Genomic DNA, 26,232 nt, shown 5'->3' on the forward strand with positions numbered 1-26,232 from the left:
CCTTCAATTTAAAATCATAAATCGTAAATCAAAACCTCCCCTCCTTCAGCCTCTCGTTAATCAGATCACGATACTCGTAATAAAGGTCTTCCAGCAACGGCATTTTCTCCGTGAAGAAAGCGTATATCCGCTCGTGATCCTCCGTGCGGTAAAGACTCACCCCCGGCAACTCGAAATAGATGGCACTCACCACCTGTCCCTCAATCCCCGTGTACTCCTCGTCCCACATCAAATCGTCGCCACACTCGGCACGGAACAATGTCTGGTACGACAGAATACACTCGTACACCTCGAAACGTCGCAATTCACTTTTATGGTCGATTTGGAACAACACCAGTGCCTTCTTCTCGTCGACATAAAATTTCAACTGCACCGACGGAATCTTAACCCCCGTCAGCACCCATTTCCGGTACACGTGCTTCTGCCGGCAATAACGCTTAAAGCCATCCCAAAACCTCATCCTTATCTCTTTCGCTTCTTCTCTCGTGAACATCTTTTCAAATTTTGGCTGATTTACACGCGAATATAGCAAAATAGTCCGTAAAGTCTATCGACTTCATGGACTCTATCAACTTTATAAACCTTACAAACCTTATGAACTTTATAAACTTTATTTACTATATTTGCCCAAACGCTACTTGTAGCCTTTAACTTTTAGTAAACATATGCTGACATTAAAATACTATCAGGATAAGACAGAGGCGGGTTGTGACGAAGCAGGAAGAGGATGTTTGGCGGGCCCCGTCTTCGCGGCAGCAGTCATTTTGCCCGAGAATTTCCGCAACGAAATGCTTAACGACTCGAAGCAACTCTCCGAGAAAAAGCGGGATGAATTAAGAACGATCATTGAACGGGAAGCCCTCGCGTGGGCGGTAGCAGCCGTGGATAATGAAGAAATCGACAAGATTAACATACTCAACGCCTCCATTGAAGGGATGCACCGGGCTTTAGCTCAATTAAGCATCACCCCGCAACATATCCTGGTAGATGGCAATCGATTCAAACCTTACGGGAACATCGAGCACCACTGCATCGTGAAAGGCGACTCCAAGTACATGGCTATCGCTGCCGCCTCCATCCTCGCCAAGACTCACCGTGACGAGTATATGCTGCAACTCCACGAGCGTTACCCCATGTACGACTGGGCAAGCAACAAAGGCTACCCGACCAAAAAGCACCGGGCTGGGATCGCCGAACACGGCATCACTCCCTACCACCGGCGTAGTTTCACCCTACTAGACCCGCAACTAACCCTCGAGTTCAATTGAAATAACATCAAGGAATCACCTATGGCTATCATCAATTCCATCATATCCATGTTCTCGTCAAAGCGATTAGCGCAGATCGAATTTTTCAAGACGAATCCCATACAGGTACAACGTGACACGCTGGACGAACTACTCCGCGTAGCAGCCAACACCGAGTACGGGCAGAAATACGACTTTGCCTCCATCCTCACCGCGGAACAATACCGGGAACGGTTGCCGATTATCCATTACGAAGAACTGGCTCCCTATTCCGAGCGCCTGATGAACGGCGAGCAGAACTTGCTGTGGCCGGAAGCCATCACGTGGTTTGCCAAATCGTCCGGCACGACTGCCGCTAAAAGCAAATTCATCCCCGTGAGCAAAACCGCCCTCGAAGAATGCCATTTCCGGGGAGGCAAGGATGCCATAGCCATCTTCAATAACCTCTACCCCGACTCCCAGGCTTTCAACGGCAAGACACTGGCTCTCGGCGGCAGCAGCGAGGTGTCCCGAACGAACAACAATTGCCGCTACGGAGACCTTTCCGCCATCCTGATCTCGAACACCCCATTTTGGGCAAACATGATGAAAACCCCCGACCAGTCCATCATGCTCATGAGCCAGTGGGAAGAAAAAATAGAGAAGATATGCGAAACCACCATCAAGGAGGACGTGCGCTGCCTGGCGGGAGTTCCCTCGTGGTTCCTGACGCTTATCAACCGGATCCTCGAGCGCACGGGCAAAGCCAACCTCCACGAGGTGTGGCCCAACCTCGAACTTTTCATCCACGGGGGTATCAACTTCACCCCCTACCGCGAACAGTACAAGCGGCTATTGCCCGACCCAAAAATGAAATATCTCGAAACGTACAACGCCTCCGAGGGATTCTTCGGCTTGCAGGACGACCCCGTCGACACGTCGATGCTGCTCATGCTTGACTATGGCGTGTACTACGAGTTCGTGCCCACGAGCGAACTCGGCAAACCCCGCCCGAAAGCGCTGTTGCTGGAAGAAGTCGAAACCGGGGTAAACTACGCTATCGTTATCTCCACCAACGGCGGGCTGTGGCGCTACATGATCGGCGACACCGTACAATTCACCTCCACCCGCCCCTACAAGTTCAAGATCACCGGGCGCACGAAACTATTCATCAACGCCTTCGGCGAGGAACTCATCATCGACAACGCCATCGAGGCGCTTCACCGGGCGTGCGAACAGACGGGAGCCACCGTGCTTCATTTCACCGCCGCCCCCGTCTTCATGCAGGAAAACAAAAAAGGTGCCCACGAGTGGATTATCGAGTTTGGCACACCACCCTCCGACCCGGAAAGTTTTGCCGACCTACTCGACCAAGAACTACAACACGTGAATTCCGACTATGAGGCCAAACGCCTCTTGTCGCTCCAACGCCTCATCCTCCACGTTGCCCGCCCGAACCTTTTCACCGACTGGCTGAAAGAAAAAGGCAAACTCGGCGGGCAAAACAAAGTGCCGCAACTGTGGAACGACCGCACGCACATCGACGAATTGCTTAAAATGTGATAGGAATCACGCGGGCATACTGGCTAGGCGAGAACGCCCCGTGATCCACCCGCTCGAAAAAGATGTACACGTGGGCGCTCCGCCCTATCGACCCGTCCAACGTGAACTCACCCCGCAAATCACCGCGGCACCCCGTGACGTCGAGTGCCAAGCGGGGCGAACGCACCCGGTCGTCGTACAGCAACCCCACCCGCATCACGTCCATCCGGGCTGCCGAACTCCAGTCCCGCTCCTCGCTCCACGTCACCACACAACGGTTCCCTTCCCACTCCACCTTTATCTCCCGGGGCAAATCCAACACCCCCTCCGAGAAACGCAACTTCTCGAAATCCACCATCTCTCCCTGCCCGTTGAAACAAGCACAATTCAACGAATGGAACAAATTCACCGCCGACATCTCCCTCGCCACTCCCGCCAACTTCCACGCGTCCGCCGACACCTGTTTCGCGTACTCCCTGTAAAACCGCTGCACCGCCGCAAAGCGAGCCATCGCCTCCCGCTGCTTCGGCGTGGGACCCTCCGTGTCCCGCTTCCGCTTCTTGCCGGGAATGGCGTACCGCCGCACGCACAACTCCCCGTTCCGCTCGTAGTAAATCACGTTGCCGTGCCTTCCCACGACAATACCCTTGAAAAAATCCTTCACTTTCATGACAATACATTTTATATGAAACAAAATCTTATCTTCTATAAAAAAGGAAGGAGTATTCCCCGTGGGGACACTCCCTCCCGCCGGTCATCAATTACCGGCTTCCACTTCCATGTACAACGACTTGGAAGCCTCTTTCCCATCATCGCTCACCGCGAAAACGTAAACGACCACCTCGTCGCGGTTCCACCTTTTCGGCAGAACCGCCGAGGTCGATCCGCTCTCGCCCCTCGCCCGAAGCTTCACCAGGCGGCTCACCTCCAGGCTCCGCTCCAGCAACACGGCGTACACCTGGTCGCTGGCGTTACAGCCCTCATCCTCCCCCTCGCTCTCCTGCTCGAACAGGAACTTTCCCGTGGCGGCATTATACGTCACCGTAACCTCCGGCACCATCAAGCCCCCGTTCGCACACATCACCCGCTCGTAATCCACCACGATCACCTTCTCCTCCACCGAGCAGGCATCCTTGTTCAATTGATGAAACGCGTTCCTCGGCGACAGCCTCCTCTTGCGTTGAGGGAAGCCAATCCCGACCGCGGGACGCAACATCCGCGACAAATGAGCCACCGCACCAAACTTCGCCCTTTGCTCCACCGCTGCCGGTGAATCGGACACTTTCCTCTCCTCACCTTTCCGGCGAGCGATGTTATCACTGTATCGCATGTAATACGATACCTTACCTACGGAGCCAATCAAGGCTCCCATCATGTCTGGAAAAATTTTTCCCATAACAATACAAGTTTTTTTTGGTTAATATTAATTTTGTGGTAGGTTATTTTATCGGGAGTTTTCCTACCGATCTTTTCTCTACCTAAACGTATATATGTCGACAATATGGGTTAATGTATATGCTTTTTATAAAAACAACACACTTCAATGAGACAACCCGATTAATATTTGTATTTTTTAATATAATTAAGAATTATTGAACACCAATAACCGAAAAATTTAACATGACAACCAAAAATATTTAACTTCTAATTAGTAAATTTAAATCATCAAATCAAGCAATTTAAGTTAAATATAGTTATTATTTTAAATAATATATATAATAACAGGGATCAAAAAAACACGTGAAATCAACACCATTTTCCCACGAAAAAACTATATTTTTACAATCAGCAACAATCCCACATGGGGTAAACGTTTATTTCTAAAAAAAGCGTATATTTGCGATGCCAACCTTATGGTTTAGCAGACATATACGTTTAAACGGAAGCGTTTAAACTTGTTCTCATTGATAAATCTGACAAATTTTTCCGAAGAGAGAACAAGTGAATGCTCTTGCGTATGTATGCACATATCGTGTCATATACGGCGTGGGATTGTTGCTTGTTTTACTCTTCAAGGCTTTGTCAGAGCCCATCAATGGAAATAAGCTTACAATATCCACGCCTTCCTTTTGAAACAAAAATTCCTTTGGGATATTGAGGAAACCGAGTCGAAAATATGGCAAACATAAACATGTACAGGCAAGCCGTGGCAAACAACATCTTGCTGGAAACCTATCCCTTTCCCTCGGAGCTGGGCATGGAAGCCTACCTGATGGACAATCCCCGCATCCTCAGTTTCTCGGAAAACAAGAACACGGATTTTCCCAAAATCATCGACTGCGAGATAACCCTGAAAGAATGCAAAGAATCCGGCAACGGGCGCATCGACATCCTCGTGCAATACGACAAGCACACGTTCGGCATCGTGGAACTGAAGAAACACGCAATTGACTACAAAGCGCTACGCCAATTATGCGACTACCTTTGCGAGAAAGAACAAATCATCAAAGGATTAAGAAACCTCGACATCATAACGGACGACATCGAGGATTCCCAGGTCAAATTCATCGGCGGGCTCGCCGGTTCCCGTCTTGATGCCGGGCTCGAGAACGAACTCCCCCTGACAAAAGGCATCAAAGAGGACCAATTCTCTCGCTTCCCGGGAGAGGAATACCCACCGGAGAAATGCGAAAAACTGAAAAACATCCCCATACACGCCATCACGATGAACAGGTTCCGCAATAGCGCAACAAACGAAATCTTCGTCCTTGCGGACACCTACATCAAGGAAAAAGCCGAAGGCAAAGACTACACGAAATACCGCTTCGACGGGAACATCTACAATAAATCGAAACTGGTGCATTCCGTCGTGAAAAAATACGTCACGCTACAACCCTCGCTACCGACTATCAGTGAACTGGAAAACGTTTTCCCCTATTCACTGCAAGGCACACCCTCGTTCGGGGTATTCAAACCCATCGACATCGCCTTGAAAAAAGGGAACGTGTACTATTATATCAAAGACGACCAGCAAATCCCCCTTGCCGACGGCATCATCGCGACATGCAAACAATGGAGAGTCGACAACATCATCCGCTTCATCGAACAAGCCGAAAAACTCGGTTATGAAATTTCTGAAGTCGAATAATCAAAAAATAAACATCATGGGATTCAGCAAATCATTCTTCAACCAACTGGGACGCGACACCGGCAGAGCCGTATCCAACGCCCTATACAAAGATAGACACGCTATCGTTTACCGGAGAGTCGGGGATAAAAGCAAACAGGAAGCGGCAAAAACCGAACTAAAATTAACTGAACAAAAATTAGAACTAGAACGGGAACTACGCCAACAAGAACGTCAAGAAGCACGCCTGAACAGGCTTAGCGGGAAAATAGAACAGAAAATAGAACAAATCCACTCGCTCGAAATCCCGGAAGACAAACCGGCACTACTCCACACCTTGAACGAGCTGATTTACTTGCTAAAAGCCAATTCATGGGATTCGACACGGGACAGCGAAGCAGAAGACGCACTCGTCAACCGTTACGCCGACACCATCTTGGCAAAATACGAGCATGCCCTAATCACACTCGGAACCTATTTCCCGGAAGACCCTAGTTTAACTTACTACAGTCAACAACTAAAAACCTTTAGAAAAAACAGATTCTGGGGAAAATACAAAATGTTCGTTATAGGAATTCTAGTAATCTTAGGCTCCCCACTATTCTTTTATATTATCCATCTATTGGACAAATAAATAATTTTTAGTAGAGAGCCGAAAAAGTCAGTTATGAAATTTCTGAAATTGAACAATTAAATACACGATACCATGAAAAGAATGAAAAAAGCCGAATTACAAGCCGAAAATTTAAAACTGGAAGACGAATTACGAAAAATGCGAAAAATTGAACAACAAAAAACAGAACTACAAAGCGAAAATTTAAAACTGGAAGAAGAACTACAGAAAATACAAAAATTAGAACAACCAATAGAGCAAATCCGCCAACTCGAAATCCCGGAAAACGTCCCTGCATTATGCCATACCTTGGATGATCTGATTTATCTGCTAAAAGCCAATTCATGGCATGCAGTCTACGAAGCGAAAGAAGCAGACACCCTTGCCAACCGCTACGCAGACGCCATTCTGGCAAAATACGAGCAAGCACTTTTCATACTCGAAACCCGTTTCCCGACAGCCCCCGCTCTACCACGCTATCGCCAACAATTAAAAACATTCCGGAAAAACAAATTTTTCGGGAAATACAAGAAGCATATCCTGACAGCATTAGCCTTCATCGGCTTAGCAGCAGTCGCACTCATCGCCAGTTTTTTAGAAAAAAAATAAATAACTTTTAAATTCAGCCAAAACAATTACGGACCAAACAACATTATATAATAACGGTCTTTAAAAAAATAACATAAGATATGAGCAAAGAATTTTACAAGAAAAAACTAGTTGATTTGAGAGCAAAACTCGCAAAAGAAAAAGAAGACAAGAAGAAAGATAACGCACGCATAGCAGAGTACATCAAAAAAGCTTCACCAGCCTCCAAGGATAGCTACAAAAAACGCAAGATTGATGCCGCTGCATCGCATGATCGCAAAATTGAATCTCTAAAAAAAGAAATCGAACGAACAACAGAAGCCCTCAAACGCGCAAAATAACACGTAGCCCGAGATCTCCGGATCTCCACTCTGACTCCTCCCGCACTATCACGGCGGGGAAAAACTGATCACGAACTAACCACTAACTGATCATGAACTATCACGATAGTACATGATCAGTTAGAGATTCGCTTTTCATCAGTTCACGGGTGCCATAATACCGCGAGAAGACCGCCTCATACCTCAGTCGACATGCTCCCATTTCCGATTCGAAAATTCCACTCTACACGCGATTTATCTACAATAATAGAATCAAAATTCATAAATTTTACTACATTTGCACAGAGTGAATGGATTGGATAAATTTATGTACACAACATAGCAGGAGAACACTCGCTAGAGTACTAGAACTGTTATATAACTAAAATCAAATAGTAAAATGAACAAGTTAGAATTAATTAAAACTGCCTCCGAAAAAAGTGGAGTATCACGGGCTGAAACAGCTAAAGTTTTAGCAGCTATTTTGGATACGATCAAAGAATCACTAAAAAATGACGAACCTGTACGTTTACAAGAATTAGGAACCTTCAACGTGAAAAATCAAAAAGCACGGAACGGTTACAACCCATCGTCCAAAAAAATGATGGTCATTCCCGCCAAGAAAGTCATTCGCTTTAACCCGAGCAAAAATATCGGAATTTAATTCAATTCTGAATTTAAAGTAAACGCCCCCTCTAATTCTCCCTGGCTCAGGGGAAATTAGAGGGGGCGTTCAATTGCTAAATCCAAAATCTAAAATTTATACCCTCCATCTTTAAACTTTCCCTGCCCATCTTCGTATATTCGCGTAAAAATAACACACACATGAAAAGAACAACTATCCTAATGATGATCGCCACCGTCCTCGCTTTCGCGGGATGCAAAAGTAACAGTGGCAACCAAGCGGCATTGACCGCCAACGAGTGGCAACTGAAAGAGATGACAACGAGCGAAGGGAAAGTAGCCCTTTCCGAGAGAGTTCCAACTATCCTCCTTACCGACACCAACACGATGTACGGTTTCGCCGGGTGTAACCGTTTCTTCGGGAAATACACCACCGAGGGCAACACGATCAAGCTGGAACCGGGAGGAATGACCATGATGGCATGTCCTGATCTGAAGTTTGAAGACCTGTTCGTGAAAGCTCTTGCCGCCATGACCTCTTACTCTATCGAGAACAGGGAACTGACATTCACCGACAAGGACAAGAAAATGACTCTTGTATTCAAGGTAAAAGAAGCCGATCAGAAAGTAGGCGTGGCAAATGACGCCCACGGGTGTAACGCCGCAGCGGGCTTCACGTGGTCGGAGGTGAAGAAAGACTGCATACGCCTGTTTGAATCGGGTGTGCGTATGAACCCGGCAAACGATCCGGAAGCAACGACTTCCGCTTTTATCGTATTCTCGGCGGACTCCACGCAAGTGGAAGTATTCCTCCCGAACGTGGAAAATCACCCGATCCTCGGCAGACGCAGCCTCCCGAAAGGCGGATACGCGTGGAACGTGGAAGATGACGACACCTACAACGTGCGCCAGGAGAAAGGCCTGTGGATCATCGAGCAACGGGCAAAGACCCTCTACACGGAAACCCCGAACAGCGTGATTAACGCCGTGTTCCAAGGCGGTGACGGCAAGACCAAAATGCTCTACCAGGTAAACGTTACTTTCTACCCGAACGAGGAACTCGCCGTGGTTGCCCTTGACGACCAGACTTACGAGCTGCCGCAACAAGTGATGGCTTCCGGTTATCTTTACAAGAACGACCAAGTCAGCCTCATGGGCAAAGGCACCGAGGCAGAACTCACGCTCCCCGACGGGAAAGTGCTGAAGTTGCAAGAAAAGAAATAAAAATAAAAGCCCCCGCGGGGGCTTTTATTTTTACCGCTCCTTAACGAGAGAACAATAACTCCCGATACTTCGGCAAAGGCCAAATCTCATCATCCACGAGCAATTCCAGTTTATCCACGTGGTAACGAATCTTATCCAAGTAAGGACGCACGTTTGCCGTGTATTCCTCGGCACGTTTCACCTCGTCGGTTATCGTGTTGGCACACTTGCGGGCCTCGGTCATACCCGACACCATCTTCTGAATCTCGCGGATATGGTGGGAAATAGTGCGAATCTCGTCGATCTGCACATCCGCCACTTCCTCGTAATCCGGAAGGATTGCTTTCAGGGAAGTCACGTTCGCCAATAGCGTGTTCTGGTAAGAAATAGCCGTCGGGATGACGTGGTTCAACACCAAATCGCCCAACACGCGTGATTCGATCTGCAATTTCTTCAAGTAGATTTCATTCTTAATCTCGAACCGTGCCTGCAACTCCCGCTCGCTCAGGATTCCGGAATCCACCAGCAAACGCTTTGCTTTCTCCGAACAATAAGCCTTCAACGCCGGAACACAGTCAACTTCCGTGGAGAGCCCGCGGCGTTCCGCCTCCTCCTTCCACTCCTTGCTGTACCCGTTGCCCTCGAAACGAACGGGCTTCGACTCGATAATATACTTACGCAACACCTGGAAGATTGCCTCGTCCTTCTTCACGCCTTTGTCAATCAAAGCATCCGTCTCCCGCTTGAAAGCGATCAGCTGTTCCGCCACCGCCGCATTCAACGCAATCATCGGTCCCCCGCAGTTGGCGGAAGAACCCACCGCCCGAAACTCGAAACGATTGCCTGTAAAAGCGAAAGGCGACGTGCGGTTGCGGTCGGTGTTATCGAGCATGATCTCCGGAATCTTCCCCACGTTCAACTTCAACTCCGTCTTCTCGTCCGGGCTCATCTTCCGGTCGCTCACCTTCTCGACCAGTTCGTCCAGCATCCCGGAAAGATAGTTCCCGAGGAAAACGGACATAATCACGGGAGGCGCCTCGTCCCCTCCCAAACGGGCTTCATTCCCCTGCGACACGATGGACGCCTTCAGCAATTCGCCGTGCTCGTGTACCGCCTTGATAGTCGAAACGAGGAAAATCAAGAACTGCATATTCGACTTCGGGTTGCGTCCCGGCGAGAGGAGATTGACTCCCGTGTCGGTCATCAACGACCAGTTGTTGTGTTTCCCCGAACCGTTCACCCCCTTGTACGGTTTCTCGTGCAGCAACACGCGGAAGTTATGGCGCCGGGCGACCCGCTTCATCGTGGACATGAGCAACTGGTTGTGGTCTACCGCCAGATTCGCCTCCTCGAAGATCGGGGCGCACTCGAATTGATTCGGGGCAACCTCGTTGTGCCGCGTCTTGATCGGGATACCCAGACAATGGCACTCGTACTCCAACTCGTCCATGAAAGCCGTCACCCGCGCCGGGATGGAACCGAAATACTGGTCCTCCAGCTGCTGGTCCTTGGCCGAGGAATGCCCCATAAGCGTTCGCCCGCACAACTTCAAGTCGGGACGGGCGTTATACAGGGCCTCGTCCACCAGAAAATATTCCTGCTCCCAGCCTAATGTTGCCATTACCCGCTTCACGTCCTTGTCGAAGTACTGGCAAATATCCACCGCCGCCCGGTCGATCAACGCCAACGCTTTCAAGAGCGGAGTCTTGAAATCAAGCGCCTCACCCGTGTACGCCACGAACACCGTGGGAATACACAAGGTACGGTTGTTTATAAATGCCGGGGAAGCCGGGTCCCACGCCGTGTAACCGCGTGCCTCGAACGTGTTGCGGATACCACCGTTCGGGAAACTGGACGCATCGGGTTCCTGCTGCACAAGCAACCGCCCGTCGAAACACTCGATCACGTCGCCGTCCGGCAACAAATCAATAAACGAATCGTGCTTCTCCGCCGTCGCCCCATTCAAGGGATGGAACCAGTGCGTGTAGTGGGTTACCCCTTTCTCCACCGCCCATGCTTTCATTGCCGAGGCAACCTGGTCTGCCAGTCCCCGGTCGATGACGCTTCCCTCGATCATCGCCCGCTCCAATTTCTTGTAAGCCTCGATAGAGAGATAATGCCTCATCTTATCCATTGAAAACACGTTTTCACCAAAAACGGCTGAAGACCTGGGACGCTCCCCACATTCGACGGGTTTGCGACGGGTGATCTCTTGTAAAGCTAAGAATCTAAATTTTGCCATAAATATTTACATTTTTGGAATGAACCCTATTTTTATCGGGGCAAATATACAAAATATAGCTTATTTTTCACGAATACCCCTATATTTTTCATACAATATCAATAAAAATAATCCATTTTTCAGTAGATACCCCTAATAAAATCCAGAATCAAGGATTAAAAACATATCGATTGCGGCAAAGAGTGAATTTTATTACCTTTGGAAAATCAAGATAAACGAATGACATGAAAAAAATTGCCGCAATACACGACCTATCCGGTTACGGAAGGGCTTCCCTGACCGTAGCGATACCCATTCTCTCGCACATGGGATACCAGGTATGCCCGTTACCTACCGCCATCCTGTCCGCCCATAGCGAGTACAAGGATTTCCGCTCCCTGGATCTGACCGATTACATGGAAACATTCATCGAACATTGGAAAGAACTCGATCTTCATTTCGACGCGATCTACACGGGATACCTTGCTTCCGTGAAACAAATGGGGATCGTCAGCCACTTTTTCGATTATTTCAAAGACGATCATAATTTCATATTGGTTGACCCCGTGCTGGGCGACCACGGCTCGCTATACTCCGGCATGACACCTGACATGATCGAAGGCATGAGAGACCTCTGCTCGAAAGCGAAGGTAATCACGCCCAATCTCACGGAAGCCGCATTCCTGCTGGGGAACAATCCCTTGAAGGAAGTTTCCTTGCAAGAGGCCATCAACTGGTGTAAACAACTGAGTGAACTCGGTCCCGAGCACGTGATTATCACTTCCGCGCCCGGCAACGACACCCGGAACGTTGCCACCCTGGCATACAACAAACAAGACGGGCGCACGTGGAGCGTGCAATGCGACTATGTTCCCGCCTCCTACCCCGGGACGGGCGACGCTTTCGCCAGCGTTATCACGGGTTGCATGCTCAACGGCGACAGCCTCCCGGAGGCTCTGGACCGCGCCGTCCACTTTATCAACATGGGCATCAAGTCGACCTTTGGCTACAACCACAATCCCCTGGACGGCATGAATCAAGAGAAAGTGTTGCATTACCTCAACGAACCGTTGCCTTATTACAAGTATGAACTTGTAACAATTGAAAATATATAATATGATCAAGGCTATCATCATCGACCTCGACGGGACCACGCTGCCCCGCGGCTGGAACTCAATCAGCAAAGAGAATCAAGAAGCGCTGGAAGAAGCCGGACGCCAAGGCATCACCCGTGTATTGGCGACGGGACGTTCCGTCTTCTCTTTTCAAAACGCGTTACCCGAGGGACTTCCCATCGACTACATGGTATTTTCCTCCGGTGCCGGCATCATGCGTTGGAATGACAAACGCCTGATCGGCACCCGGGAACTATCCGCGGAAGCAACAATAGAGATCGCTTCCATGCTGTGGGAATACAATATCAATTTCACGATCCAACAGCCTATCCCCGACAATCACCATTTCTATTACCGGAACACCTCACCCTTGCACGAGGACTTCCGCCGCCGCGTAGAGAACTACCCGGGATTGGGCACCCCTATCCAAAGCATACAAGACATCCGGGGAGAAGCCACGCAATTCCTCGTGATACTGGATGCCAGCCAGATTCAACTTCACGGGGAGATTCAAGAGAAATTATCCGGGTATTCCGTGATTCGCTCGACCTCCCCGATTGACAACCAGGCAATCTGGACGGAGATATTCGCCCCAAACGTGAACAAAGGCACTTCCTGCCAGATCCTGCTCGACCAACTCGGCATCCGCTACGCCGAATGTGCCGGGTTAGGGAACGACTACAATGACATCGACTTCCTCGAACGTTGCGGGTATCCCTACATCGTCGCCAATGCCCCCGAACCTTTGCGGGTAAAATTCAACAACGTCACCAACGACACGGACAACGGGCTGGCAGAATTTATCCACACGGCATTAAGGTTATAACCATGATTTACAAACCGAATTTCTTCGTTATCACCGGGGGACCCGGCGTCGGCAAGACTACCCTGCTCGAACAGCTGCAACAACGAGGTTACCGTTGCGTCCCCGAGGTAGCCCGGGAGATCATCCGGGAACAAATAACCCGAAACGGGGATGCCCTTCCCTGGGGTAATATCCCGGCATATACCCGCCTTATGCTCACCCGCTCCGTCGACAGCTACCGGGAAAACATACCGGAAGAGGGAATCCTATTCTTCGACCGGGGCATTCCCGACACCCTCGCCTACACTCACCTTACCCGCCAAACGATTTTCCCCGAACTTCAACAAGCCTCCGCCCGTTACCTCTATAACTCCCAAGTATTCATTCTCCCGCCCTGGGCTGAAATATACCACACCGACACCGAACGCAAACAAACTTACCAGGAAGCCGTCGACACCTATAACATCATGTACTCCACTTACGAATCCCTCGGCTACACCCTCACCATCGTTCCTAAAGCAACTCCGGAAGAACGAGCGGACTTCGTCCTGCAACAAATACAATTAAAATAAGGAAATTATATCCCATTAAAAAAGGGGTACATCCGCATGCACCCCTAATCATATTTCAAGAATAATTTCTTCTAAATTACGCCTTTTGCTGACAGCAATTCTGCCATCTGTTGTTGCAACTTCACGGCTTCCTCCCGTGCACGAACGGCAAAGTTCTCCGTCTTATCCGCGAAGATAATCCCGCGGGAAGAATTCACGATCAAACCACAATGACCGTTCATCCCGTATTTTGCCACATCCTCGAGACTACCGCCTTGCGCACCAACTCCCGGCACCAGCAAGAAATGATTCGGCACGATCTCCCGGATACCTGCCAACATTTCAGCTTTCGTGGCACCCACCACGTACATCATATTCCGGTCGTTACCCCATTCCTGAGACTTACACAACACTCTCTCGTACAATTTCTCTCCGTTCTCTTCCAAAAACTGGAAGTCAAAAGCCCCCTTGTTCGATGTCAACGCCAACAGGATTACCCATTTCCCCTCGTATTTCAAGAAAGGAGTCACGGAATCCTCACCCACGTACGGGGCTACCGTGATAGAATCGAAATCCAAGGTTTCCAGAAATGCACGAGCATACATCTCGGAGGTATTGCCGATATCTCCCCGCTTGGCATCGGCTATCATGAAGATCTCCGGGTACTTGGACTTAATATACTTCACGGTCTTTTCCAACGTGATCCATCCTTCAACACCCCGGCTCTCGTAGAAAGCAATATTCGGCTTGTAAGCGATAGCCACATCCGCCGTGGCATCCACGATCGCTTTGTTGAACTCGAATACCGGATCTTCGGCATCCATCAAATGTTGCGGGATTTTCTTTATGTCAGAATCCAAACCGACACACAAGAATGATTTCTTTTTCTTTACCTGCTCAAACAGTTCGTTATAGGTCATATTTATTTCACTCTAAATTTTAAACTCTAAACTTTAAACTTTTTAGAATCCGCTCTCCTTCAACTTCTCCGTGTTCTCCTCGATCTGCAACTTCTCGATGATCTCGCCGATATCGCCGTCCATCACGGCAGCCAGATTGTAAAGCGTCAAGTTAATCCGGTGATCGGTTACACGCCCTTGCGGGTAATTGTAAGTACGAATCTTTGCAGAACGGTCACCCGTGGACACCATCGTTTTCCGCTGGGAAGCAATCTGGTCTAAATATTTCTGGTGCTCGATAGCGTAAATACGCGAGCGCAACTCGGTCATTGCCTTCGCCAGATTCTTCAATTGCGATTTCTCGTCCTGGCAGGTCACCACGATACCCGTGGGAATATGCGTCAACCGAATAGCCGAATAGGTCGTGTTCACGGACTGCCCGCCGGGACCGGAAGAACAATACGTGTCTTTGCGTATATCCGCTGGATTCAACACCACGTCCACCTCTTCCGCTTCCGGCAACACTGCCACGGTAGCAGCCGAGGTGTGCACGCGTCCCTGTGTTTCCGTTGCCGGCACCCGTTGCACGCGGTGAACTCCCGACTCGTATTTCATAATCCCGTACACCCCGTCACCGGAGATATTTGCCACGATCTCCTTGTAGCCGCCGGAAGTACCCTCGCTATAATTCGTTATCTCCATCTTCCAACGCTTCGATTCGCAGAACTTCGTGTACATACGGAATAAATCTCCGGCAAAAAGACTGGCTTCATCCCCCCCGGTTCCCGCCCGGATTTCAAGAATCACATTCTTAGAATCCTCGGGATCGGCCGGCACCAACAACATTTTTACTTTTGACTCTATTTCCGGAATTTTAGCATCCAGTTCCTCGATTTCCATCTCGGCCATCTCTCTCAACTCCTTGTCCGTTTCCGACGCCAATATCTCTTGTGCCTCGTCATAGGATTTTACCGCGCTCCTCAACTCGTCACCCGCCTCCACGATCTGTTCCAGATCACGATATTCCTTGTTCAACTTCACAAAACGATTCATGTCCTGTATCACTTCCGGGTCGGTAATCAACTGCCCGATCTCCCGAAAACGAATATAAAATGCCTCTAATTTCTCTAATAGGGAATTGTCGCTCATATATATATAATTATAACCGACGCGAATTTAATAAATTATCAGGACAAAAAAAGATCATTTCCAAGGCAAGTGATAGAATCATGAGCTTTTCGGGAAAAGTTATTTGCCAATACAGGGTGATCTCCAGAATGGTGCACACCTACAAATCGGCGTGCTCAAACTTAAAGTCAAGCCAATAAGTAGCCCGCTTTGCCGTGAATTTCAACACGCAATAAGTCGGATCATCTTTTCCCCCGGGAAAATACTCGATAAACCAATCCTGCCACAAAGCATCCTTTTCCGCTCTGTCGGTCACCATTTCAATCTCTCCCGTCAGCACGACACTATTGATTTCCTTCTGGAAGCATACTCCCGCTTTCGGGTTTGCAAGGAAATGCTTTGTCTTCTCCGAATAAGTTCCCGTCGAGAACCAAATTGTAGAAATACCCTCGTTTTTCACCTTAGACATGGGCACAGGACGCGGGCAACCGTTCTCGTCCACGGATGCAAGGATCACGCTGTCACACTGTTCCAATAATAATTCAGCCTTACGTTTCAATTCTTCCATTTTCAATACATTTAAAAATTACATTGATCGATCTTTATATCGGTTTCTCCAAAAACAAATCTACACAAAAATTCCGGTATTGCCAGATCGTTCCACACAAATACTGGGGAGAAATTCCACACGTGAGGTCATAAATTCCCCATATCCCCCAACAAGATACAAAAACTTAATTTCTGATTATTAATATATTAACAAACAATACATACCCATGGCACATCCATTGCTTTATCTTAGGCATAGAATAAAACATCAAAAATATAAAAACTATGAGAACGTTTATCTTTTTAACGGTTAGTCTGTTTTCTGTTGCATTTCTAGGCAGTTGCGTGGAAAGCTCACAAAAATATAAATCCGCATTAGCGAAAATAGATTCGTTACAGGCTATCAGCAATACCCAAGGTGATGAAATGGAAAAATTGCTAGCTGACTTGAATGACATTTCTGCCGGAATGCAATCCATCCGTGAAGCAGAGCATATCCTTGCCGTTGAAGCACAAACCGACAGCAAGAGCAACAAGAGCAAAGCTCAAATCACATCTTTAAGAAATGACGTGCAAGCTTTATCCGACGCCATCGAAGGTTACAAAGCACAAATCGCTAAACTGGAAAAGTCTAACAAGACCCAATCGGCACAGTTCAAGAAACTGATCGCCGGGTTAAACGAAGAATTGGCAGTTCGTGACCAAAAGATCAACGAGATCAACCAAGTTCTCGCCGCAAGAGAAAAAGAATTGGGCATCAAGACGAAACAAATTGCAGAATTGAACCAGAACGTGGAAAACCTGCAACAAGAGTCAACCTCACAAAAAGAAACGATCTCACAACAAGATCAAACGATGAACACGGTTCACTACTTGCTGGGTTCCCGGAAAAACTTGAGAGACGCTAACGTGATTACGCGACAAGGCATCTTCTGCCCGCCAATCGTATCCACGCAAGCACAGAATGCGGCATTCGTGGATGGTGATATGCGCGAGTTGACCACGATAGCATTGAATTCCAAGAAAGCAAAAATCCTTTCCGTACACCCGAGTGATTCATACGCCTTGGAAGCCGGAAACGACGGAATGCAAACTTTGAAGATCACTAACCCGAGTGCATTTTGGAAACAGACCAAATACTTAGTAGTGATGATTAACGAGTAACTTCAAATTCACACACTCATATACACACAACACACACAGGCAAGGTGTCCAGGGTTCTCCGGGACACCTTTTTCTATTTGCATCTTTGCGCATTTTTTACTTAATTTGCATGAACCACGAAAAGAAACGCCTTATGAAAATGCCCCTCCTTCTCCTACTGTGCTTGTTCATGGAAAACAACCCGGATTTCGTGAAACAACAAAAGAATTATCCACGGGTGAGAAACGCTTACCAGGCAAAGGAAACTCTCTTGAGGCAACAACTTGAAAAAGCCGGGCTTTCATTCGACAACATCCACATCCTGATTACAGCATACAAACAAGAAGGAGTGCTCAACATTTATGCGAAAGCACCGGAAGATGCCCAATACAAACAGGTTACCACCTACCGCATCTGTGCCCGTTCCGGTCACCTGGGCCCCAAACGCCGGCAAGGCGATTGCCAAGTTCCGGAAGGCTTCTACCACATCAATCATTTTAACCCAACAAGTAATTATCACCTTTCCCTGATGATCAACTACCCCAACTCGTCGGACAGGCTAAAAAGCAAAGCCTCCAATCTGGGCGGCAGTATATGTATACATGGCAATTGTGTCACCGTCGGATGCCTCCCGATGACCGATGACAAAATCAAAGAGATATACCTTTACGCTGTGCAAGCCCGCCAATGTGGACAAAAAAACATTCCCGTCTACATTTTCCCCTTCAAATTCACGGATCAAAAAGTGAAACAATTCAAAGACACGTACAAGGCATACCCCTTTATACTTGATTTTTGGGATAACTTACGCGAGGGACACGACCTATTTATCAAGGAATTAAAAGAATTGAACGTTTCCGTTGACCGCCTCGGTAATTATCTATTCACGAAATAGGATAACCTATCTCGAAAATCATTACCTTAGCGTACTATTATAAAAAGAGAAAAGCATTATGCTATTTAACAAAAACGATCAAAAAATTTCCCCGGAGATCGAGGAAAAATTGAAATCCTATCGTCGTCAGGGACACATCGTTCCTCCCCGAAAGATCATCAAAAACGCAGAACAGATAGAAGGCATCCGGGAGAGTGCCAAAATTAACACCGCCGTGCTCGACCACGTGGCGGCAAACATTCGCATGGGAATGTCCACGGACGACATCAACACGCTGGTGTACGATTTCACCGTGGCGCACGGGGCTATCCCTGCCCCGTTGAATTATGAGGGATTCCCAAAAAGCGTGTGCACGTCGATCAACGAAGAAGTTTGTCACGGCATCCCGAGCAAAGACATTATCCTGCAAGACGGGGACATTATCAACGTGGACGTGTCCACTATCTATAACGGATACTTTTCCGACGCTTCCCGTATGTTCATGATTGGCAACGTTTCGGAAGCTAAACAAAGACTCGTGCAAGTCACGAAAGAATGCCTCGAGAAAGGAATAGAGGTTGCCAGACCGTGGGGATTCCTCGGTGACATCGGTGCCGTTATTCAAGCCCATGCGGAAAAGAACGGCTATACCGTGGTTCGGGAATTCTGCGGACACGGAGTCGGACTGAAATTCCACGAGATTCCCGAAGTGGAACACGTGGGACGGAAAGGCACGGGGATGCTTCTCGTGCCGGGTATGATTTTTACCATCGAGCCCATGATTAACATGGGAAAAGCGGATATATTCATCGACGAGGAAAATGACTGGACCGTTATTACCGAGGATGAACAACCTTCCGCCCAATGGGAAAACACCATCCTGATTACCGAAACGGGAGTAGAAATACTAACCTGGTAAGCACACGCGCATGGCTACCGAACAGATAGACTCTCCGCTCGTCGACTTGCTCCGGCAATACAAGCTATTGCAACAGGAATACGAGTTCGAGAAGGAGACTTTTTATCAACAGACTCAACGAGCCGGAATACCGAAACGTATCCGGCAGGGAGTTTGTTGGTATCCGGTAACAGCCAAACGCAGTTATTACAATTCATTGAACCAGCTGGTTGTCGAGATCAAGCGGGAGGAGAACGACGAGACGGGACACAATTTCGAATACGGTCGTCCAGTCTGCTTTTTCAAGTTTGATGATGCGGGACAACTCCGTTATTTCAATTTCGCTGCAACCATCAGTTACGTGCACGAGAATACTATGCTGGTCGTGCTGCCGAACCCCGACGCCTTGTTGGACGTACAGAACGCCCGTGAACTAGGCGTTCAATTATACTTTGACGGCACTTCATACAAAACCATGTTCGCCGCCCTGACCGAAGTCATGGAGGCAAAAAACAACCGCTTATCACATTTGCGAGAAGTACTTCTGGGTAGCATTGCCCCGGAACAAAGAGATATCCAGGCAATACGCCTCATGTGGCTGAACACTTCTCAAGAGAAAGCCGTCAACCGGGTACTTCGAGCCAAAGAAGTCGCCGTCGTACACGGTCCGCCGGGAACTGGAAAAACGACCACGCTCGTGGAAGCCGTGTACGAAACGCTGCGACGGGAAAACCAGGTACTCGTGTGCGCGCAAAGCAACACCGCGGTCGATTGGATCGCTGAAAAACTTTTAGACAGAGGTGTTAACGTCATGCGAGTGGGCAACCCTACCCGTGTAAACGATAAGATGCTCTCGTTTACTTACGAGCGCAGATTTGAATCGCACCCATCCTACCCGACCTTACGCACCACTCGTAACGCTATCCGGGAAGCGACAACTCGCATGAAACGCCTGAAAGGAGGAAAACGGGAATCGGAACGGTCTCGTTTGCAACGCCTGCGGGACCAAGCCATTGATCTGGAGATCAAGATAGACGCCCAACTTTTCGGGGAAGCCCGTGTAATAGCTTGTACTTTGGTCGGTTCGGCAAACAAAATTCTGAACGGGAAAACATTTTCCACCCTCTTTATCGACGAAGCAGCCCAAGCACTCGAGGCTGCCTGCTGGATTGCAATCACTAAAGCCAACCGGGTCGTGTTCGCCGGGGATCATTGCCAACTTCCTCCCACGATCAAATGCATCGAGGCGGCACGAGGCGGACTGGATCATACCCTGATGCAAAAGATTTCCCGTCGAAGACCGGAAACCGTTTCTATGCTAGAGATTCAATACCGGATGCACGACGACATCATGCGCTTCCCCTCGAATTGGTTCTATCGGGGACGACTGCAAGCCTCCCCCGAGGTAAGCCACCGAAATATTCTCGAATTTGATACTCCCATTGAATGGTTTGACACGGCACATTGCGAACTCACGGAAGACTGTGTAAACGAAACTTTCGGGCGGATCAACAAGCCCGAGGCAGAATTATTGGTACAACAATTACAAAATTACATCGAGAAAATTGGCATGGAACGAGTCCTGGAAGAAAGCATTGACTTCGGGCTGATCTCCCCTTACCGGGTGCAAGTGCAGTATATCCGCCAACTCATTAAACGCAACCACTTCTTTCATCCCCTGAAACGCCTCATCACCATCCACACCGTCGACGGTTTTCAAGGACAGGAACGGGATGTCATTCTCATCAGCCTCGTCCGTGCCAACGAAGAAGGCAATATCGGTTTCCTGAACGATTTGCGCCGCATGAATGTCGCCATCACCCGAGCCCGCATGAAACTCATCATTCTCGGCGATGCTCCCACTCTTACTCATCATCCCTTTTATAAAGCCTTGTACGAATATATCGGGGAAAGAGGGAAGATTATTGATTTATAACAATCGACACAAAACGGTCTAATTAACAAAAAGAGGGCTGATTCCACAGCCCTCAAATTCAAAAACAACAACTAGACTCAACAAATCACTTGTTTTAAATCACGAACCCAAGTATCTATTCTTTTATCTGTCAATTCCGGCTCGTTGGCTTCATCCAAAGGCAATCCCACGAAGCGACCATCCTTGCAAGCCACAGAGTCATCATAACTATATCCGTCAGCACCCACGCTACCAATAAATTTACATCCAGTTCCCTGAAGTTCATCGTGAATAATCCCAATGGCATCACAGAACGAACCCCCGAATGACATTCCGTCGCCACATCCAAATATCGCAACGGTCTTGCCGGATAGATTCTTTGTTTTCAACTTATCCAGGAAAACACCCCAGTCATCTTGTAACTCACCGATTCCCCAGGTAGAACTCCCCAATATCAAAACATCATATTTATCTACTTCATCCACGCTCGTGTTACCCACGTTATACACGTTCGTCGTTCCCAGTAGGGAAGCAATCTTTTCTGCCACGCCTTCTGTCGTTCCGGTCGTGGAACCATAAAATATACCTATCGTTTTCATCTTTGTCTATCTTTTTGTTCATGACAAAGATACACCCTTCCACCACGTCATGAAATCCCTATAAGTAGCTAAATTTTAACGAGCTTATCCCCACATGGAGGTACTGCACGGAGCTTCCCCCTTTTCTTTTTAAAGTAACAACAGACCATATTCACGAATCATTTGCATCTCTTTGCTATACCAGAAAGGTAAGAAATCCTCGTGGATTACAGCTTCATAATCCCGGCACAAGTCTTTCAACAGGTAAGGTTCCCGGTGATCTATTCCTACCCGGTTAAGAATGTCATGTATAAAATAAGCGCTTTCTTTTTGCATCTTTAAACTGACATCCTGCACGGAATCATGCAAGACCACCACATTCTTTCCTTTCTTCACAATCTCCGCACCTAGCTCGACTTCTCCCCCAATCCAGTAAAGACGGCGGATCAGCGAATCCTCCACGGTTTCCCTTTCCTCCATTTGCTGTTCCACGAAATGGGAAGGCACGCTCGGGGAGGGAATCTTAAAATCAAACCACTTCTGTAAAGGTAAATCGAATCCCACGCCCCGCATATAATTATAGAGAGAACTACTCAATCCATTCCCTAACCGCTCGTGATCGCCCCCCTTCAAATCTTCGAATGCCACGTCATTTCGGGCAAATCCACGGAAAGGAGGCTCCGTCACTCGGGTATCATACCGCTCCGGGGCTTGTCCCACCGGACTATGCGCCGTCATGGCAAAACGATGCCAAAAACCGGATTGAATCAGTCCCTGCTCGAACATTTGCCGCACGACTTCCTGCGAATCGATGGTTTCTCTCGTGGTCTCGGTCGGAAAACCATACATCAGATAGGTATGCACCATGATTCCGGCACAAGTAAAATGATGGGTCGTCCGTATCAACTGGGGTAAAGTCACCCCTTTATTAATCAACGCCAATACCCGCTCGGACGCCACTTCCACCCCTCCGGACACGGCAATACAGCCCGACGCTTTCAACAACCTGCACAAGTCAGACGTGAAAGTCCGTTCGAAACGAATATTTCCCCACCAAACCACGGTCAGGCGTCGCCTCAATATTTCCAAAGCCATCTCCCGCAACAACACGGGAGGTGCCGCTTCATCCACGAAATGGAAGCCCCCTTCCCCCGTCTGCGCCATCACTTGCTCCACGCGGTCGACAATAGTCGCCACCTCGTTCGGCTCGTACCGCCGGATATAATCCAAAGTGCCGTCACAGAAACTGCACTTTCCCCAGTAACACCCGTGAGCCAGGGTCAACTTGTTCCACCTGCCGTCACTCCACAACTTGTGCATGGGATTGACCATCTCGATCACGGAAATATACCGATCGAGCAGCAAGCCGGAGTAATCGGGAACTCCGACGTCACCCTGGGGAATCATTCCCCCGGTCGTATTATCTTGATAAACCACTTTCCCGTCCCGAACCATAAAAGTACGCACCAATCCGCTCTCGTCTACCTCTCCCCGCAGATGCTGGATCAAACGCAAAAGCGGTAACTCCCCGTCATCCAGCAACAAATAATCGGTAAACTCGAAAAAACGAATATCCGTCAATGAACGCAGTTCCGTGTTGGCAAAGCCACCCCCCATGGCAACCTTCACGCCGGGATAATGCTTCTTGACCCATTCCCCGCACCGCAACGCACTATACAAATTACCGGGAAAAGGGATGGTCACCGCCACAATATCCGGACGATAAGCCTCGATCTTTTCCGACAATAACTTCACGAGATATTTATCCGTGAAACTCAACGGCTTTTCCAATTCGGTAGCCAACCCGTCAAACGAGGATGCCGAGCGCCCTAAATGCTCTGCATAACGGCTGAACCCAAAGTTCTCATCCACGGTTTCTTTCAAGAAATCCGACAAGTCTTCCAAATACAATGTCGCCAGATAACGGGCTTTATCGTCCATTCCCAACACCCCGAATGCCCATTCCGTATCTTCCACCTGTTCGAACCTTCCTGCCCTTGGCAAAAAACCTTCCTCGCATATCGAATAAGCCGATGTCCGATTACGCCCTTGCAAAAAGGCGATCACCCCGTCTATCGTGCGAATATACTCTTTCCTCAAAGCGTAAACCCGTTTCCCGTTCTTTGACAAAGGATGTTCCCCGGCGGTATTAAAAAGCTCCGTCAATCCCCGGGAAGAAAATATCGCCAAGATAACCTCCAAGCTCAAATCGACCTGCACGGCAGGAATCTCTCTCGTGTTCAAGAAACCTTTCAAGTACATCATCGAGGGATAAGGTGTATTCAATTGCGTGAACGGGGGTGTCACCAGCAACACCGGAGAAGAATTATTCATAATCATCATTTTATACACGAACAAAAGTACGCTTTTTTTATTCTAAGCCAAAATTTAGGATGTATCACATTTTTTTTATAATTTGGCAATCATAAAAATGACTAACAATTGAAACTATTATGGCAAAAAAAGAAAAAAGTATCGAACTGTTAAACAGAGCAGTGGGCGACGAGTTATTAGCAGTACACCAGTACATGTATTTTCATTTCCGTTGTGACGATATGGGTTATGACCTTTTATCCGGTCTTTTCAAACGTACCGCCATCCAAGAAATGATGCACGTGGAGCAATTGGCAGAACGTATCTTGTTCCTGAAAGGGGAGGTTGAAATGGTTGTTTCCGGCGAAGTGAAGAAAATCCATGAACCCAAAGAGATGTTGGAACTCGCTACTGCCATGGAAGTAGGCAGCGTGAACGATTATAACGCTTGGGCAAAAGAATGTGCCGAGAACGCCGACGCCGTATCCAAGAAATTATTCGAGGCATTGGTTGCCGAAGAAGAAGTTCACCAGGATCAATATGAAACCGAATTGGATAACCTGGAGAAATTCGGGGCAAACTATCTGGCATTACAATCCGTTGAGCGCAGTAAAAGCGTGGCAACAGGAGCCGCTCCCGCGGGAGAATAACTGACAGAAAAAGCGACTCAGAACGGGTCGCTTTTCTTTATTTCCGGTTTTATCAGAATCCGTAAAGACTGGTCGTAAGTAACATAACTCCACATCCAGTTGATCAGGATAAAAAGGCGGTTCTTCACCCCGACAATACTCATGAGGTGAACTAGCAACCACAGCGACCACGCAAAGAATCCCCGGAAACGTACTTTGGATAATTCCGCCACGGCATCATTCCTCCCGATCGTCGCCATAGAACCTTTATTCCTGTATTTAAAAGGACGCAAAGGCTTCCCCTTGAGCATACTCCGCAAATTATTTGCCAGCAAGTGAGCTTGCTGTATAGAAGGTTGCACCACCTGAGGATGCCCGTTAGGATAATCCGGCGTCACCATCAACGCCGTATCGCCCAAGGCAAATATATCCGCCATCCCCTTTACCCGGTTGAATTCATCCACTAGCAAACGGTTGCCCCGTCCGTAAACCTCTTGCGGCAAACCGGGTAAACTATTCGCTTTCACCCCGGCAACCCAAAAGACATTGTTCGTCACAATCTGTTGCCCGTCAACAAAGGTCAGCTTCTCCCCGTCATATTCCTTTACCAATTTTTTCAACAATATTTCTACTTGCAAACGGGTCAAACTACGGACAACCTCCAAGGAAGATTTCTCCGAAAAGGCACCTAGCAGACGATCGCCCCCGTCAACCAAAATGATACGCATCTCGTCCCAGTTCAACTCCGGGTAATCCTTCGGAAGCATAAACTTCTTCATCTCTGCCAATGCCCCGGCAAGTTCGATACCCGTGGCTCCTCCTCCCACGATAACAAAGGTCAGCCATCGCCTCCGGATTTCATCGTCCGTGCAGTTCAACGCTCTCTCGAAACTCTCGATCACCCGGTTGCGATTGAATAAAGCATCCGACGTCGTCTTCAACTGCATAGTACGCTGTACCAATGAAGAATCACCGAAGAAATTCGTACCGGCACCCGTGGCAATAACCAAATAGTCATAAGAAATCTCACCAATCGAAGTTTCCAGACAATTCTTTTCCGGCACGACCTTTTCCACCGTGCACATCCGAATATGAAAATCATGACGATATTTGAAGATTTTCCGGAAAGGAAAAGAAATCGCACTGGGCTCTATACCAGAAGTGGCAACCTGATATAACAACGGCTGAAAAAGATGGTAATTGTTCTTATCCAACAACACCACTTGAAAATCATTATCATTTAATTTACGAGCTAACTTCAACCCTCCGAAACCACCACCCACGATTACAACCCGTTTCTTTTTCCCTTGTCCCGGGATATTACTTATTGCATCCATAATAAACAACCTATTTTCAGGATTGTACGAATAGATGCAAAGAAACGTTGCATTATTGACTGAATGAAAAATCCATCCGTTTAAAACGAATGGA

Annotated in this window: 26 protein-coding genes; 16 read left to right on the forward strand and 10 right to left on the reverse strand. The window is 48.1% G+C overall.

Annotated elements, in window-relative coordinates:
* Positions 1-28: 28 nt before the first annotated feature.
* Positions 29-493 carry a DUF4268 domain-containing protein gene (locus A3CY_RS0106810; RefSeq protein ID WP_018337165.1) on the reverse strand — a complete coding sequence of 155 codons (465 nt, stop codon included), beginning with the start codon at positions 491-493 and terminating at the stop codon, positions 29-31.
* Between the two features lie 172 nt (positions 494-665).
* Here A3CY_RS0106810 and A3CY_RS0106815 point away from each other — a divergent pair, with 172 nt between their 5' ends.
* Positions 666-1,268, forward strand: a complete 603-nt coding sequence (locus tag A3CY_RS0106815; RefSeq protein ID WP_018337166.1) for a ribonuclease HII — start codon at positions 666-668, stop codon at positions 1,266-1,268.
* Positions 1,269-1,289: 21 nt separating this feature from the next.
* Positions 1,290-2,789, forward strand: a complete 1,500-nt coding sequence (locus A3CY_RS0106820; RefSeq protein ID WP_018337167.1) for a GH3 auxin-responsive promoter family protein — start codon at positions 1,290-1,292, stop codon at positions 2,787-2,789.
* Here A3CY_RS0106820 and A3CY_RS0106825 read toward each other — a convergent pair.
* Entirely contained in the window at positions 2,779-3,438 is a 660-nt protein-coding gene (locus tag A3CY_RS0106825) for a hypothetical protein (protein WP_018337168.1), read from the reverse strand. The two genes, A3CY_RS0106820 and A3CY_RS0106825, sit on opposite strands and share 11 nt — an antisense overlap.
* Positions 3,439-3,525: 87 nt before the next feature.
* Entirely contained in the window at positions 3,526-4,164 is a 639-nt protein-coding gene (locus A3CY_RS0106830; protein WP_018337169.1) for a DUF6266 family protein, read from the reverse strand.
* A gap of 720 nt (positions 4,165-4,884) precedes the next feature.
* Between A3CY_RS0106830 and A3CY_RS0106835 the strand changes: the two genes are divergently transcribed.
* The 6 genes from A3CY_RS0106835 (at position 4,885) to A3CY_RS21935 (ending at position 9,204) form a co-directional block, all read left to right on the forward strand.
* Positions 4,885-5,856 carry a PDDEXK family nuclease gene (locus A3CY_RS0106835; RefSeq protein ID WP_018337170.1) on the forward strand — a complete coding sequence of 324 codons (972 nt, stop codon included), beginning with the start codon at positions 4,885-4,887 and terminating at the stop codon, positions 5,854-5,856.
* Positions 5,834-6,469 (forward strand): hypothetical protein, encoded by a 636-nt coding sequence (locus A3CY_RS0106840; RefSeq protein ID WP_018337171.1) that lies wholly within the window; start codon positions 5,834-5,836, stop codon positions 6,467-6,469. Before A3CY_RS0106835 ends, A3CY_RS0106840 begins: the two co-directional genes overlap by 23 nt.
* A 72-nt stretch (positions 6,470-6,541) precedes the next feature.
* Positions 6,542-7,057 carry a hypothetical protein gene (locus A3CY_RS0106845; protein ID WP_018337172.1) on the forward strand — a complete coding sequence of 172 codons (516 nt, stop codon included), beginning with the start codon at positions 6,542-6,544 and terminating at the stop codon, positions 7,055-7,057.
* A gap of 80 nt (positions 7,058-7,137) precedes the next feature.
* Complete coding sequence (locus A3CY_RS0106850) at positions 7,138-7,377, forward strand: hypothetical protein (RefSeq protein WP_018337173.1); 240 nt, start codon at positions 7,138-7,140, stop codon at positions 7,375-7,377.
* Between the two features lie 379 nt (positions 7,378-7,756).
* A complete protein-coding gene (locus A3CY_RS0106855; RefSeq protein WP_018337174.1) occupies positions 7,757-8,020 on the forward strand; it encodes an HU family DNA-binding protein in 264 nt (87 codons plus the stop codon).
* Positions 8,021-8,181: 161 nt separating this feature from the next.
* Complete coding sequence (locus tag A3CY_RS21935; RefSeq protein WP_155828206.1) at positions 8,182-9,204, forward strand: META domain-containing protein; 1,023 nt, start codon at positions 8,182-8,184, stop codon at positions 9,202-9,204.
* Between the two features lie 40 nt (positions 9,205-9,244).
* On the opposite strand, the gene A3CY_RS0106865 is transcribed toward A3CY_RS21935, so the two are convergent.
* The gene (locus A3CY_RS0106865; RefSeq protein WP_018337176.1) at positions 9,245-11,425 is read right to left on the reverse strand and encodes a glutamine synthetase III family protein; all 2,181 of its coding nucleotides are present in this window, start codon (positions 11,423-11,425) and stop codon (positions 9,245-9,247) included.
* Positions 11,426-11,649: 224 nt separating this feature from the next.
* Here A3CY_RS0106865 and A3CY_RS0106870 point away from each other — a divergent pair, with 224 nt between their 5' ends.
* Genes A3CY_RS0106870 through A3CY_RS0106880 form a run of 3 tightly spaced genes read left to right on the forward strand, consistent with a single transcriptional unit; the run spans position 11,650 to position 13,896 of the window.
* Positions 11,650-12,519, forward strand: a complete 870-nt coding sequence (locus A3CY_RS0106870) for a pyridoxamine kinase (RefSeq protein WP_018337177.1) — start codon at positions 11,650-11,652, stop codon at positions 12,517-12,519.
* A 1-nt stretch (position 12,520) separates the two neighbouring features.
* Complete coding sequence (locus tag A3CY_RS0106875) at positions 12,521-13,345, forward strand: HAD-IIB family hydrolase (RefSeq protein ID WP_018337178.1); 825 nt, start codon at positions 12,521-12,523, stop codon at positions 13,343-13,345.
* Between the two features lie 2 nt (positions 13,346-13,347).
* Positions 13,348-13,896 carry an AAA family ATPase gene (locus tag A3CY_RS0106880; RefSeq protein WP_018337179.1) on the forward strand — a complete coding sequence of 183 codons (549 nt, stop codon included), beginning with the start codon at positions 13,348-13,350 and terminating at the stop codon, positions 13,894-13,896.
* A gap of 71 nt (positions 13,897-13,967) precedes the next feature.
* On the opposite strand, the gene pyrF is transcribed toward A3CY_RS0106880, so the two are convergent.
* The 3 genes from pyrF to A3CY_RS0106895 form a co-directional block, all read right to left on the reverse strand.
* Positions 13,968-14,795: an orotidine-5'-phosphate decarboxylase gene (pyrF, locus tag A3CY_RS0106885; RefSeq protein ID WP_018337180.1), complete on the reverse strand. Its 828-nt coding sequence runs from the start codon at positions 14,793-14,795 to the stop codon at positions 13,968-13,970.
* A 42-nt stretch (positions 14,796-14,837) separates the two neighbouring features.
* Positions 14,838-15,923: a peptide chain release factor 1 gene (gene prfA, locus A3CY_RS0106890; RefSeq protein ID WP_018337181.1), complete on the reverse strand. Its 1,086-nt coding sequence runs from the start codon at positions 15,921-15,923 to the stop codon at positions 14,838-14,840.
* A gap of 139 nt (positions 15,924-16,062) precedes the next feature.
* Entirely contained in the window at positions 16,063-16,470 is a 408-nt protein-coding gene (locus tag A3CY_RS0106895) for a pyridoxamine 5'-phosphate oxidase family protein (RefSeq protein WP_018337182.1), read from the reverse strand.
* A gap of 266 nt (positions 16,471-16,736) precedes the next feature.
* Here A3CY_RS0106895 and A3CY_RS0106900 point away from each other — a divergent pair, with 266 nt between their 5' ends.
* The 4 genes from A3CY_RS0106900 (at position 16,737) to A3CY_RS0106915 (ending at position 21,302) form a co-directional block, all read left to right on the forward strand.
* Positions 16,737-17,615, forward strand: a complete 879-nt coding sequence (locus A3CY_RS0106900; protein WP_018337183.1) for a Cbp1 family collagen-binding glycoprotein adhesin — start codon at positions 16,737-16,739, stop codon at positions 17,613-17,615.
* A gap of 133 nt (positions 17,616-17,748) precedes the next feature.
* Positions 17,749-18,489 (forward strand): L,D-transpeptidase family protein, encoded by a 741-nt coding sequence (locus tag A3CY_RS0106905; RefSeq protein ID WP_040371289.1) that lies wholly within the window; start codon positions 17,749-17,751, stop codon positions 18,487-18,489.
* A gap of 58 nt (positions 18,490-18,547) precedes the next feature.
* Positions 18,548-19,387, forward strand: coding sequence for a type I methionyl aminopeptidase (map, locus tag A3CY_RS0106910; protein ID WP_018337185.1), 840 nt, complete (start codon positions 18,548-18,550; stop codon positions 19,385-19,387).
* Positions 19,388-19,397: 10 nt separating this feature from the next.
* Positions 19,398-21,302, forward strand: a complete 1,905-nt coding sequence (locus A3CY_RS0106915) for an AAA domain-containing protein (RefSeq protein ID WP_018337186.1) — start codon at positions 19,398-19,400, stop codon at positions 21,300-21,302.
* Positions 21,303-21,379: 77 nt separating this feature from the next.
* Here the strand turns inward: A3CY_RS0106915 and A3CY_RS0106920 are convergent, their stop codons facing one another.
* A complete protein-coding gene (locus A3CY_RS0106920; protein ID WP_018337187.1) occupies positions 21,380-21,880 on the reverse strand; it encodes a flavodoxin in 501 nt (166 codons plus the stop codon).
* Positions 21,881-22,009: 129 nt separating this feature from the next.
* Positions 22,010-24,193, reverse strand: coding sequence for a B12-binding domain-containing radical SAM protein (locus A3CY_RS0106925; protein WP_026207400.1), 2,184 nt, complete (start codon positions 24,191-24,193; stop codon positions 22,010-22,012).
* Positions 24,194-24,312: 119 nt separating this feature from the next.
* Here A3CY_RS0106925 and A3CY_RS0106930 point away from each other — a divergent pair, with 119 nt between their 5' ends.
* Positions 24,313-24,822: a bacterioferritin gene (locus A3CY_RS0106930; protein ID WP_018337189.1), complete on the forward strand. Its 510-nt coding sequence runs from the start codon at positions 24,313-24,315 to the stop codon at positions 24,820-24,822.
* Between the two features lie 17 nt (positions 24,823-24,839).
* On the opposite strand, the gene A3CY_RS0106935 is transcribed toward A3CY_RS0106930, so the two are convergent.
* Positions 24,840-26,138 carry an NAD(P)/FAD-dependent oxidoreductase gene (locus tag A3CY_RS0106935; protein WP_018337190.1) on the reverse strand — a complete coding sequence of 433 codons (1,299 nt, stop codon included), beginning with the start codon at positions 26,136-26,138 and terminating at the stop codon, positions 24,840-24,842.
* Positions 26,139-26,232 lie beyond the last annotated feature (94 nt).

The sequence above is a fragment of the Butyricimonas synergistica DSM 23225 genome, assembly GCF_000379665.1.
GTDB lineage: Bacteria > Bacteroidota > Bacteroidia > Bacteroidales > Marinifilaceae > Butyricimonas > Butyricimonas synergistica.

What these genes read in the sequence shown, in the direction of transcription:
- A3CY_RS0106810 (WP_018337165.1), bottom strand. Translation starts at nt 493, where the DNA reads ATGTTCACGAGAGAAGAAGCGAAAGAGATAAGGATGAGGTTTTGGGAT.
- A3CY_RS0106815 (WP_018337166.1), top strand. Translation starts at nt 666, where the DNA reads ATGCTGACATTAAAATACTATCAGGATAAGACAGAGGCGGGTTGTGAC.
- A3CY_RS0106820 (WP_018337167.1), top strand. Translation starts at nt 1,290, where the DNA reads ATGGCTATCATCAATTCCATCATATCCATGTTCTCGTCAAAGCGATTA.
- A3CY_RS0106825 (WP_018337168.1), bottom strand. Translation starts at nt 3,438, where the DNA reads ATGAAAGTGAAGGATTTTTTCAAGGGTATTGTCGTGGGAAGGCACGGC.
- A3CY_RS0106830 (WP_018337169.1), bottom strand. Translation starts at nt 4,164, where the DNA reads ATGGGAAAAATTTTTCCAGACATGATGGGAGCCTTGATTGGCTCCGTA.
- A3CY_RS0106835 (WP_018337170.1), top strand. Translation starts at nt 4,885, where the DNA reads ATGGCAAACATAAACATGTACAGGCAAGCCGTGGCAAACAACATCTTG.
- A3CY_RS0106840 (WP_018337171.1), top strand. Translation starts at nt 5,834, where the DNA reads ATGAAATTTCTGAAGTCGAATAATCAAAAAATAAACATCATGGGATTC.
- A3CY_RS0106845 (WP_018337172.1), top strand. Translation starts at nt 6,542, where the DNA reads ATGAAAAGAATGAAAAAAGCCGAATTACAAGCCGAAAATTTAAAACTG.
- A3CY_RS0106850 (WP_018337173.1), top strand. Translation starts at nt 7,138, where the DNA reads ATGAGCAAAGAATTTTACAAGAAAAAACTAGTTGATTTGAGAGCAAAA.
- A3CY_RS0106855 (WP_018337174.1), top strand. Translation starts at nt 7,757, where the DNA reads ATGAACAAGTTAGAATTAATTAAAACTGCCTCCGAAAAAAGTGGAGTA.
- A3CY_RS21935 (WP_155828206.1), top strand. Translation starts at nt 8,182, where the DNA reads ATGAAAAGAACAACTATCCTAATGATGATCGCCACCGTCCTCGCTTTC.
- A3CY_RS0106865 (WP_018337176.1), bottom strand. Translation starts at nt 11,425, where the DNA reads ATGGCAAAATTTAGATTCTTAGCTTTACAAGAGATCACCCGTCGCAAA.
- A3CY_RS0106870 (WP_018337177.1), top strand. Translation starts at nt 11,650, where the DNA reads ATGAAAAAAATTGCCGCAATACACGACCTATCCGGTTACGGAAGGGCT.
- A3CY_RS0106875 (WP_018337178.1), top strand. Translation starts at nt 12,521, where the DNA reads ATGATCAAGGCTATCATCATCGACCTCGACGGGACCACGCTGCCCCGC.
- A3CY_RS0106880 (WP_018337179.1), top strand. Translation starts at nt 13,348, where the DNA reads ATGATTTACAAACCGAATTTCTTCGTTATCACCGGGGGACCCGGCGTC.
- pyrF (WP_018337180.1), bottom strand. Translation starts at nt 14,795, where the DNA reads ATGACCTATAACGAACTGTTTGAGCAGGTAAAGAAAAAGAAATCATTC.
- prfA (WP_018337181.1), bottom strand. Translation starts at nt 15,923, where the DNA reads ATGAGCGACAATTCCCTATTAGAGAAATTAGAGGCATTTTATATTCGT.
- A3CY_RS0106895 (WP_018337182.1), bottom strand. Translation starts at nt 16,470, where the DNA reads ATGGAAGAATTGAAACGTAAGGCTGAATTATTATTGGAACAGTGTGAC.
- A3CY_RS0106900 (WP_018337183.1), top strand. Translation starts at nt 16,737, where the DNA reads ATGAGAACGTTTATCTTTTTAACGGTTAGTCTGTTTTCTGTTGCATTT.
- A3CY_RS0106905 (WP_040371289.1), top strand. Translation starts at nt 17,749, where the DNA reads ATGAAAATGCCCCTCCTTCTCCTACTGTGCTTGTTCATGGAAAACAAC.
- map (WP_018337185.1), top strand. Translation starts at nt 18,548, where the DNA reads ATGCTATTTAACAAAAACGATCAAAAAATTTCCCCGGAGATCGAGGAA.
- A3CY_RS0106915 (WP_018337186.1), top strand. Translation starts at nt 19,398, where the DNA reads ATGGCTACCGAACAGATAGACTCTCCGCTCGTCGACTTGCTCCGGCAA.
- A3CY_RS0106920 (WP_018337187.1), bottom strand. Translation starts at nt 21,880, where the DNA reads ATGAAAACGATAGGTATATTTTATGGTTCCACGACCGGAACGACAGAA.
- A3CY_RS0106925 (WP_026207400.1), bottom strand. Translation starts at nt 24,193, where the DNA reads ATGAATAATTCTTCTCCGGTGTTGCTGGTGACACCCCCGTTCACGCAA.
- A3CY_RS0106930 (WP_018337189.1), top strand. Translation starts at nt 24,313, where the DNA reads ATGGCAAAAAAAGAAAAAAGTATCGAACTGTTAAACAGAGCAGTGGGC.
- A3CY_RS0106935 (WP_018337190.1), bottom strand. Translation starts at nt 26,138, where the DNA reads ATGGATGCAATAAGTAATATCCCGGGACAAGGGAAAAAGAAACGGGTT.